This is a genomic window from Flavobacterium chungangense LMG 26729, from assembly GCF_000735715.2.
Lineage (GTDB): Bacteria > Bacteroidota > Bacteroidia > Flavobacteriales > Flavobacteriaceae > Flavobacterium > Flavobacterium chungangense.
In genome coordinates this window covers 48,870-60,055 of sequence record NZ_JASY01000021.1, presented here as the reverse complement: position 1 = coordinate 60,055, position 11,186 = coordinate 48,870, and the positions used below count along the sequence as shown (strand labels likewise).

The window sequence follows — 11,186 nt, the reverse complement described above, 5'->3', positions numbered from 1 at the left end:
AATCAAGCTCATCTACAATCAGAGAACTTAAAGAAGAGATGGAAGAATTATAATAAAAAATTTAACTATGAAAAAACAGTTGTATAGTAAGTTTAGGATTAAGAATTATATTTGTATAACTATAATAGGATTTATTTAATAATCTGTATAGTTATTTTAGGACGGGACAGGACGGGACAATCTATATAGCTTAGCCATAGATAAAGCATGGATAAAGCATGGATAAAGCATAGATAAAGCATGGATAGTGCATGAAAACAAAATCAAAAATATAGAGTCGATAATCGTGATTTTTTGTTTATTTCTAAAATCTAAAAGTAATGCTTTTCGAAGTCATTTGAGGGTAATAAACCATTTGGCAGAAGTAATAATCTAAATCTTTATATTTGTATTATAAATTTCACAAAACATGAACTGCAAATTAACTTTTAAAGAAAGAGCCGAGATAGGCATGAAAATGCTTGAAAAGCAGAAATCTGTTACTTTAGAACAAGCAAGAGCACAGGTAAAATGGCTTAGTGAAAATAGTACTTCTAAAGTAAAGAAGAAAAGAATCTAAATCATCCCAATAAAAACCCAAACCCCGCAAATACCAATTGGCGGGGTATTTTTTTGGAATAGGTTTTTAATTTTATAAGAAATAAATTTCTGTACATAATATAGACATATTCTACAGAATCTTGTCATTTCGAGGAACGAGAAATCTTCGCGAGTAACTCCGCAGCGCATATTGCCAATCTTTGTAGAGCTAATTGCGAAGATTTCTCCTTACGTCGAAATGACAAACTCTATGAAAACAAACTTTGAAAATAGCTAAACTATGTGAATTTAAAATAGTGAAACGCCCTTAAACGTAAGGAAAGACTATGTTTCTATGTGTTGAAAATAATTATGCAGAAGAGTTTACTTCTAATATTTTTTTAACATTAAAAAGACATTATTTTAAGGAAAAATTACTCTAAAATTCTTACTTTACCATTTCAAAATAAAAGCCGGTATTAATGAATATAAGCATCTCAGTTAAACAATTAGGAAAAAAACATCCGCTCCTGCAGGAAAAAAGTATAGCGCTGGCGATAGAAAATCCTGTAATTACCACACAACAGCTCATAGAATCGATTGTAGATCATCAGGTACAATTATTCCATGCGTCTTCATTTGAGTTTGAAGACGAAGACAAAATCCATCTTCCAAAAGAAAATTACCTTCCCATCTTAACCGATACGGGAAAAGCAGGTTTCGGGGCAATTTACAACCACAACAAAGTCAATCTGCCAAAAGCGCAGGAAACAGCGATTCAGGCTTTTGAAGACGGTTTGTATGCTGTTTTCTATGGTGACGATCAACTGGAAACCCTAACGGAACAAATTGATTTATCTCAAAATAAAGCGATTACGTTTATCAGGCTGACCTTTTTGGCGGGAAGCTACTGGTAGTCAATATCAATGGCAATGACAATTTCAAAAATGAATTAAGTCAGTTATTATAGTATGTGACATTTAGTTCAATAAAATACGTAACAACGATAACTCAAAGCCCACAGCTCAAAGCCCACAGCTCAAAGCCCACAGCTCAAAGCTCAAAGCTCAAAGCTCAAAGCTCAAAGCTCAAAGCTCAAAGCCCACAGCCTAAACACATAACTTTTAACTTCAAAAAATCATGACAATAGAAGATCTTTTAAAAAGTAAAGTAATTGAAAATCCAATTAAGAGATTTAAAAAAGAACTGGAAGAGATCGTAAACAGCAGTCTGCTTTCGAAATTGCTTTCAAAAACAAAACTGAAAAAAGAAGTGGCGGAGTTCGGTCTCGAACTGCTGAAACTCAAGGACAATTATTACAGTAATTATATTTCTTTAGGATCAAAAGAAGCCGAAAAGTTTACTGCTTTGATACAAGAGAATTTGTGGGAAGACAAAAATTACTACGATTTGCTGCTTTATTTTTTCGGAGAAGAAAACGCGGCTTATGTAAAAGAAGCCTGGAACAGACTGCCTCAAAAGATGTATCAGGATGGCTATACAAGACGTTCTTTTAGGGCGCCAAACCATAAAAATTATTTGTTGGTTAATCAGGTCAATTTTCTGCGCTCTTTATTAAACGGACCGAGTAAATACAATTATCAGGACAGCACTACTTTTTATTATGATTTGAGTATCGAAGATGAAATTCGTTATGATACCGAAATTTCAAATTCGGTTAATAAGTTCATGGTTTGGTCGGCAGCGTTGGATGCAGGTAAAGAAGGTCTTTTTCAATTATTCGAAGACATAATCTTCAATAAAGAGCCACACGGAAAAGTGTCCAGAAATATCATCAAAGCCCTTTTAAACAGCGAAAAGCAGGAAAACTGGGAACTGGTAGAAAAATTATTGCTTGCTGCACAGCGTCAGGAAGGCTTGCGTCAGACGGTTTTAGAAGCCTTAGACGAAACGAGTATCGGAGCTTTGCAATACATGATTAAAGTGCTGATAGATAATAAGCTGACCCGTTTTTCATCGGTTGTGAGAGCAATTGATACGTGGACAGGTTTGGGATGGGAATCTGAAAAAGAAACTACGGTTCGAAATATTATCGATTTAGCTCATGGATATTTTACCAATCCGGAAACGATTCCGAATGGTGTTAAAAGCAAAAATAATAACGAAGTGTATATGGCACTTTGGGTTCAGGGCGTTTTTGATGTAGAGAAAACAGTTCCGTATCTGAATGAACTACTACAAAACGGTACGGTTGAAAAGAAATCGCTGGCACTGAAATTTGCCGGAGAAACTAATGATCCGTATATCGAAATGCCGCTGTATTTTAAAGCATTAGAAGATGATAACCTACAGGTTTTGGCATTTGCAGTTCCAAGAATGAATGCTTTGCTGGAAGCGAACACAAAATCGAAGTTTTATATCGAAAATACAGATTATCCGAACTTCTTTGATAAAGTGTATCATCTCGCGCAAACTATTACCGAAAAAGAAAAAACGTTTGAAGGGAAAGTTTTTTCGTGGCTGAATATCAAGTTCGAAAGAGATACGCTTTATGCCGCAGCGATTAATTTGGTGGGTGATAACAACGAAAGATTAGAAGCCGTTCTGCAACATTTTGAAGGATTCTCCATTAATTTAAGAGAGAAACTGACCCGAAATTTATTAGGCAGTTTTTACAGCTATTCTTTCAACAGCCATCAAAACAATAGCGATAAAAAAGAACCAACCGATTTTCAGAGGAGTTTTGCGCTGCGAATTCTAAAGGACAGAGGGGAATCTCTTGTGGCTTCGGCGGTTAATGTTTTGAATAATCTGAGTTTAACGGAAGAGGAATTAGCCGGTTTTCAGGAATTATTTAAACGTAAAAATTCGAATTTAAAGAAGAATTTAACGGCAATTCTGATAAAGCAGGACGATCAAAAAGTGATCAATTTTGTTCATCAGACTTTAGAAAAAGGCGATTTAGAACAGCGTATGTCGGTTTTGGATTTGATGCTCCAGCTTCAGAAAAATAACAAACTGACAGACAAAGTAAACGACTGGGTAAAAGAATATCAGCAAAGACCGAAAATTACCGAGAAAGAAACCAAATTTATTGAGCAGTTAGAACCTTCTAAAAAGAAAGATCTTTTAAGTGCAGAAAACGGTTATGGGTTTTTTACGCCAAATGAATTTTCTCCTTACGAACTGCCAAGACCAAAAGCAGATTCTTTGTATGCTAAATCAGTAAAAACAGAACAATACGGTTTCTCCAAATCGATGTCGCATATTAAAACTGAGATTGCGAAGCTTTATAAATTATATGAAGCGAATAAAAATTACGAATACGAAATTGAAAACTATGACAACAGCAAATCGACTGTTTTACTTGGCAATACGTTTAGAACATTAAAAAATCTAAAGGACGAAAAAGACTCAGAATTAGCAGCAACCAATTATCCGTTGTATGAGGTTTGGGCGGACTGGTTTGAAAATTCAGGTTTAGCCGAAAGAGATTTGTTTTTAATGACGCTGGTAAGCAATTGCGACCGAAAAATCTGGAGGGATTTTCTGGAAAAACATGTTTTTTATTATAAAGAATTATTGCCGCACCAAAACAAAAGAGGTTACGATTGGGATAATGCTATTTTGCAGATTTTAAATGCTTTACAATTAAAATATTCCTTTGAAGAAAAAGCCGATTTCCTAATCGACGCCTGCAGCAATTTGTATGCTGATCTTCCGACATCGGTAATCGAGTTTGAATACAAACCTGCTAAAGACGAATATTATTACAATAACAACAATGGAAACGGCTGGCAGAGTCAGGGCTTTTTTGATATCTACCTGAACAAAATCGATTTACTTGATTTAACAGAAGAACAAAATACTAAAGTCTGGAATCTGCACAGGTGGAGACAATTAAACGGTTTAGAAAAAAACAGGCCTTTTGCTAAGCCGCCAATTCATTTGTATTGTGTTGCGTTTGAGCAAAAATTAATAACAGAAGGCGAATTGTACGAAGGAATTTTAGAAAGCGAAAGAATTTCTGTTTTAACAGGTGAAGGCAAACATTACAGACATTTTGGAAGTGAAGATTTAGCGAACAGATTTCCGTTTCTGGTCCCGATGATCAATAAAATCAGGGAAACATTTTTGGATGTTGAGGTAAAAAGAGGCGATTCTAATACTTCGGTAACACATTTGGTGCAGAGTTTCCAGAAGATTTTTGGCGCCAACCGTTTGGTCGAACTAATTACAGCACTCGGAAAAGCAAGTTTGTACAAAGGTTATATCTATTCTTGGGGTTATACCGATTTAACGAAACAGAAATTATTCAGTTTCTTATTGAAAAGATGTTATCCGTTGGAAACAGATACACAGGAAAGTTTTGATGCATTAATTAAAAAAGCCAAAATCTCAGAAGAAAGACTGATTCAGACTGCGATTTATGCGCCGCAATGGCAAAAGTTTATCAGCAGTTATTTAGACTGGAAGGGTCTGGATGAAGGAATCTGGTGGTTTCATGCGCACACCAAAACAGCGTCTTACAGTGCGACCAATTCAGAATTAGAAAGTGAAGCGGCAAGATTTTCGACTTTAGATTTGCAGGATTTTAAAGATGGTGCTGTAGATAAAGACTGGTTTACATCGGCTTACAAAAAATTAGGAAAAGCAAAATGGGAGCTTTTATACGAATCTGCCAAATATGTAACAGACGGAAACGGCCACAGACGTGCAAGATTGTATGCTGACACGATTACGGGAGATTTAAAAATCAGGGAAGTTACCGCCAAAGTAAAAGACAAACGCGATCAGGATTATTTAAGGGTGTACGGATTAGTTCCTTTGAGTAAGACAAGTCCGGAAAAAGATATTTTGGCACGTTACGAATATTTACAGCAATTCAAAAAAGAAAGCAAAGAATTTGGTTCGATGAAGCAGGCGAGTGAAGCTTTGGCGATTCGTGTAGCTTTAGAAAATTTAGCCAGAAATGCCGGTTACCCGGATCCGGTTCGTTTGACTTGGGCAATGGAAACGAAGCAAGTTCAGAATATCTTATCAAAAGAAACCGAAGTGGTTTTAGACGATGTCACAATTAGTTTGGTCATTAACAAAGAAGGAAAAGCAGATTTAGTTACGTATAAAGCAGGGAAGGAATTGAAATCGATTCCGCCGAAATACAAAAAAGACAAAGGCATTCTGGAATTGACAAATCACAGAAAAACCATGCGCGAGCAATGGACACGTTCCAGAAAAGGTTTGGAAGAAAGTATGATTCGCGGTGACGAGTTTTTATTCGCAGAAATGCAAAACCTTTTTGAACATCCAATTATTTCGAAACATCTGGAGAAATTAGTTTTTATTTCAAACGACGATCAGATTGGTTTTTATGTCGATGGAAGTTTGGTAACTGGTTTAGGCGAAATGATTGCTTTGAATGAAAAGCAGACTTTTAGAATTGCGCATTGTTTTGATTTGCATAAAAATAATGTATGGACAGATTATCAGAAATATTGTTTTGATACTAAATTACAACAGCCATTTAAGCAGGTTTTCAGGGAATTGTATGTTCCAACGCCAGACGAATTGAAAGAGAAATCAATTTCAAGACGTTACGCAGGACATCAGGTTCAGCCGAATCAAACTTTAGCTTTATTGAAAACAAGAGGCTGGAAAGTAGATTATGAAGAAGGATTACAGAAAGTTTTCCATAAAGAAGGTTATCAGGTAAAAATGTATGCCATGGCAGATTGGTTTTCGCCTGCAGATGTAGAAAGTCCAACTTTAGAAACAATCGAATTCCATTCTTTAAAAGAGTATAAAAACATTGCTTTTGAAGATATTAATCCGAGGATTTTTTCAGAAGTAATGCGAGATATCGATTTGGTTGTAAGTGTCGCTCATGTTGGAGGAGTTGATCCTGAAGCAAGTCATTCTTCTATCGAAATGAGAGGCGTTTTATTGAGAGAAACACTTCGACTGTTTAAAGTGAAAAATGTTGAGATCAAAGAAAATCATGCAATTATAAAAGGCCAACTGGCAGACTACAGCGTGCATTTAGGCAGTGCCGTTGTGCATCAGCTTCCGGGTAAATATTTATCGGTCCTGCCAATTCATTCGCAGCACAGAGGACGTTTATTCCTTCCATTTGCTGATGATGATCCGAAATCGGCTGAGGTAATGTCTAAAGTTTTATTATTTGCGAAAGATAATGAAATTCAGGACCCGACTATTTTAAGTCAGATTGATAAAACGTATGCCTAATTATTATTCATTTGAAAATCCGAAATTAAAAATTTCATAAAAATTTGTTAATTTAAGATATAAAGGACTACATTTGCGTCGAATTAAAATAAAAGAAATACACATGAAACTTTCAGTAGCACAAAATTTTGACCATTTAGCAGGATATCTTCCGGCTAAAGAATCAGGATGTAATATGTATTTTTATGAAATTGAAATGTAAAATTTAGAGTTAAAACTCAACATAAAGTATAAAAGCGTCCTCAATGAAGGGCGCTTTTTTTGTTTAAGACTAAGAAAAGCAAATCAAAAAATGAGTAAAAAGACTTTAATCAAAAATAATTTAAAAAAATTGTACAAAAAATGTTTAATGATTAATCAAAATAGCGAAATATAATCTTGAAAAGTAATCTGATGAGAGACAGTCATTTGATACAAAAAGGGATCTGCACAAGTATGCGGACAGGGATTTTTATGAATTTTAAATGCATTTAAGTAATTGATAATCAATAAAATAATTCAAAAAATAATTTGGATAATTGATTTTTTCGACTTTATCTTTGCCGAAGAAAATCAGAACAAAGATTTTCAGATAAAAATGATTTCAAAATATAATACAACACATAAAATGATTTTTGATTTAAAAATATACAGCTTAGAACAACTACACCCGGGACACGATCTTGGATGTAACACAATACAGGTGCATGGACATGGACAATAGGATACGTATATCTTATAAATCTTGTAAGCACCTTTAACCGGGTGCTTTTTTTATGCCCAAAAAATAATGGTTTTGTATAGCAATTGGTAGATAGTCAGCGAGTTTGCTGGAGATTGAAGGTTCGAGCCCTTCCAAAACCACTTGTTCTCTAGAAGGAACTGGCTCATTGGGGTTACTGGCTAACCTTCCCGACTGTCTCTCGGGAGAAACGGGTTCGACTCCCGTATGAGCCGCTTATTTAAAGGTGCTGAGGTTCTGAGGGACTAAGGTATTGAGGAAGGTGCTGAGGTACAAAGGAGCAGAGGTTAAAAACTTAGCCCCTTAGCATCTCAGAACCTTAGAACCTTAAAACTAACTGGGAAGATAACGGTGGTTGTTTACCCGCCTTGGACGCGGGAGGTCGCAGGTTCTCCCGATAGCTATCGGGACTCTTCCTGTACAAAAAGAAACGTTTAATTAAAAAAGAAACAATGAAAAAGATAAGCACATTATTTGCTAAAAACCCTGCTGATTTAGGAAGGGTAATTAATAAAATCAATATCGAAAACAATTGGGTTTTTGATGGAAAAGCCATTGCAACCAGAAAATTCGACGGTACGTCAGCAGCCATTATAGGCGGAGAATTGTTCAAAAGATTTGATGCCAAAAAAGGACGAACAATTCCGGAAGGAGCAATTCCGTGTCAGGAAGCAGATCCAGTTTCAGGACATCACCCGCACTGGTTAAAATGCGACAGATCAAAATCTGAGGATAAACATTTCTTCGAAGCTTTCGATCAATTAGAAAACAAAATTGATGGAACCTACGAATTATGCGGACCGAAAGTACAGGGAAATCCTGAAAAATTTGAGAAACATACTTTGGTAAAACACGGTGCAGAAATAGTAGATTTTGTAAGTCTCAATTTTGATGATTTAGAAAATTTCTTGTCGGAAAATGATATTGAAGGAATTGTTTTCCACCACATTTCAGACGAAAGGATGTGCAAATTAAGAAAAACAGATTTTGGAATTAAACGCCTAAAACTGGAAGCTGTTTAATACTAAACACAAACCGTTGGGCGTAATTCATAAAGAGTATCCAACACATAGAAACATAGATTTAAATTGAAAAAGAGTTTAAAAAAAACTAGTTTTTACACATAGCTATGTTTTTTTATACAAGTGAAACGCCTTTTTTGAGAACAGAAAATCTATGTTCCTATGTGTTAAAATGATTACGCGCAACAGATTAAAAACAAGTAACATTTAAAATTAAAAACGATGAAACAAAAATACAACCGAATTGGCCTTGTAGGTATCGAACAGGAAGAATATGATAGTATAAAAGCCCAATATTCAGGACATATTATCTGGCACCAGTCCATACCAAAAATTGTGGTGAAAGAGGGCGTTTTGTATATGGAAAAATCGAACGGAATTGGGATGTTGCCTGTAGATAAAGTAGTCTATTACGGAATTTATGATAATGATTTCGAATTTATTACGGGTCTTGCCATTTGGAATGGAGATTGTTATCCGAATGCAGCAGCAATGGTGGACTGCCGATTTAAGATTCCGTGTCTGGTAAAAGCTTTGTCTCTTTCGAGATTTAGTGCTCCAAGAGGTTTTGTAAGTGCAGGGGCTTCTGTAAATGCAACAAACGATACAGTTGCAAAATGGGGAAACTGGCATTGTGGCGAAAATAAGCATCGTTTTACCGGTGAATGGGAAAGTGAATTTACCGCCACTATTGAACCGTATTATGAAGGAGAAGCTGTTCGGATTATGATGATTGGCGATACGTATTGGCAGATCAAATTAGAAGGAGACGATTGGTTAAAGTCTATTCATCCTGAAAACGCAGGTTTTATGCCTGTCGATGATGATTTGCTTGCCGATACCCTTCATATAAAAGAAGCTTTGAAAATGGATATGATTGGAAATGATTACATCTTAGCAAAAGACGGTTCTAAATACTTACTGGAAGTAAATCATATTCCGAATATCACCAGATTTGAAGACGTAAGACAAGTTTACTTATCGACTGTTATGGAATGGATTAACAAATAAATTTTAAAATAAAATGAACTGCGAAAAATAATTGCGCAGTTGTTTTGAAATATTTGCTAAGAAAATAAAAAGAAAAACAATTTTTGATGAAGAAAGACGAAAATATTTTGAATTGAAAAGAGGAGTTTGTGTAAATCCTGATTTGGGGACCACGATTTTACAACATGAAAACTTGTATTGATAAATTTAAAGAGATTTTCGTTGAATGAGGAAAACCGCCAGTTTAAAGGCTGGTGGTTTTAGTAATTAATGATTAAAATTTAAATAAAATGAAAACTACAGATAAAATTATTATTATCGATTTAGAAGCTACCTGTTGGCAGGGAGCAGTCCCGCAGGGCCAGCAAAATGAAATTATTGAAATTGGTTTGGCCGTTTTGGATACAGAAAACGGTGCAATTTCTAAAAATAAAGGAATATTGATAAAACCAGAGCGTTCCAGCGTAAGCTTGTTTTGTACTGAACTGACCACAATTACCCAGGATTTGCTGGATAAAAACGGAGTGAGTTTTGAAGATGCAGTTAACCAGCTGATTGATGAATACAATCCCGATTTGTATACCTGGGCAAGTTACGGTCAGTACGATCTCAATATGCTTAAAAAACAGTGTAAATCGTTTGGCGTCCAGTATCCAATGGGAGAGGAGCACATTAATGTTAAAGAACATTTTGCCGAAAAATTTGGGCTGGTAAAGCCAACCGGAATGAACGGCGCGCTGCATTTGCTTAATATTCCTTTGGAAGGAACACATCACAGAGGTATTGACGATGCTAAAAACATTGCTAAAATTTTGAACTGGTGTCTTAAAAATTAGAGTTTAATTTGTTATTGACAGCTGTTGTTTACTAAATGATAGCTGCAGAAGGGAACTGCAGATATTTTTTATTTGCAGTTTCTCTTTTGTGAAAGGAGAAATCAAATCCGGATGATTTTTGAGAATAAATAATAGTTTTAACAAAGTTCGGATTTAATGATATATTTGTGAATATACAGTTTTGTGGGATTTTTTAACCTTCATAATTGATTAAAAACCATGCAATTTAGCAATATGAATAAGACAGAAACTCCTTTTTTGGATACCATTTATCACCTCAGAACAATCGAACAGATTATTTTGACTGATAAACTGACCAGTATTTCTAAAACAGAAGAGAATGATACGGTTTCATTTTTGGAAACTGAATATGAAAGAGAGATTTTAGAATATCCTGGCGTTGCACCCAGGTTTAATGCTGATGTGGGATTATGGGCAGCAAAAATAGTATATTTTGCAGCACAGCTTTTATTATATCGAGAGCATACAATTAGTGATTTGAATGTACTTTTACCTGATTTTTCAGGAAAAGAAAATGCGTCTGCTGCGCTTTCTGCAGATCTTTGTCTGCGTTTTTTACCTCAGATTTTAGAAGAAATGAAACGAATTGATGCAGATGATCCTGTGATTCCAATTCTCGAAAGACATTTATATCAATTTCATTATTCAGCAATTGGGTTTGAAATTGAAATTGAAAAAATAGATTTTGATACCGTTGCTTCAAACGATTGTCTGCAGCAGCTGTACATCGACCGGATTGTCTTAAGAAAAGCAATAAAATTTACCGAATCTGATTTTATAAAAAAGCAATTAGAAACAGGATTTGGAGATTATAAAAAGATATTCTGGGCCCAACTATAAATTATCAAACGAATAAAAATTAGAAGTTAA

At 35.1% G+C, this 11,186-nt stretch carries 7 protein-coding genes and 1 tRNA gene; all 8 read left to right on the top strand.

Annotated features, from left to right (window positions below; all coding sequences use genetic code 11):
• Positions 1-409 precede the first annotated feature (409 nt).
• The 8 genes from JE46_RS24315 to JE46_RS21405 all read left to right on the top strand — a co-directional run bounded on the left by JE46_RS24315 (position 410) and on the right by JE46_RS21405 (position 11,156).
• On the top strand, positions 410-559 hold the full coding sequence (locus tag JE46_RS24315; protein ID WP_167343458.1) for a hypothetical protein: 150 nt from the start codon (positions 410-412) through the stop codon (positions 557-559).
• Positions 560-1,001: 442 nt separating this feature from the next.
• Positions 1,002-1,436: a hypothetical protein gene (locus JE46_RS21435; protein ID WP_051872974.1), complete on the top strand. Its 435-nt coding sequence runs from the start codon at positions 1,002-1,004 to the stop codon at positions 1,434-1,436.
• Positions 1,437-1,659: 223 nt separating this feature from the next.
• On the top strand, positions 1,660-6,726 hold the full coding sequence (locus tag JE46_RS21430) for a DUF4132 domain-containing protein (protein ID WP_031457339.1): 5,067 nt from the start codon (positions 1,660-1,662) through the stop codon (positions 6,724-6,726).
• An 863-nt stretch (positions 6,727-7,589) separates the two neighbouring features.
• Positions 7,590-7,662, top strand: a tRNA-Asp gene (locus JE46_RS24145).
• A 237-nt stretch (positions 7,663-7,899) separates the two neighbouring features.
• Positions 7,900-8,469 carry an RNA ligase 1 family protein gene (locus tag JE46_RS21420; protein WP_031457337.1) on the top strand — a complete coding sequence of 190 codons (570 nt, stop codon included), beginning with the start codon at positions 7,900-7,902 and terminating at the stop codon, positions 8,467-8,469.
• Positions 8,470-8,691: 222 nt separating this feature from the next.
• Positions 8,692-9,480, top strand: a complete 789-nt coding sequence (locus JE46_RS21415) for an ATP-grasp domain-containing protein (protein WP_031457336.1) — start codon at positions 8,692-8,694, stop codon at positions 9,478-9,480.
• 269 nt (positions 9,481-9,749) lie between these two features.
• Positions 9,750-10,295 carry a 3'-5' exonuclease gene (locus tag JE46_RS21410; RefSeq protein WP_031457335.1) on the top strand — a complete coding sequence of 182 codons (546 nt, stop codon included), beginning with the start codon at positions 9,750-9,752 and terminating at the stop codon, positions 10,293-10,295.
• A 234-nt stretch (positions 10,296-10,529) separates the two neighbouring features.
• Positions 10,530-11,156: a hypothetical protein gene (locus JE46_RS21405; protein ID WP_157505968.1), complete on the top strand. Its 627-nt coding sequence runs from the start codon at positions 10,530-10,532 to the stop codon at positions 11,154-11,156.
• Positions 11,157-11,186 lie beyond the last annotated feature (30 nt).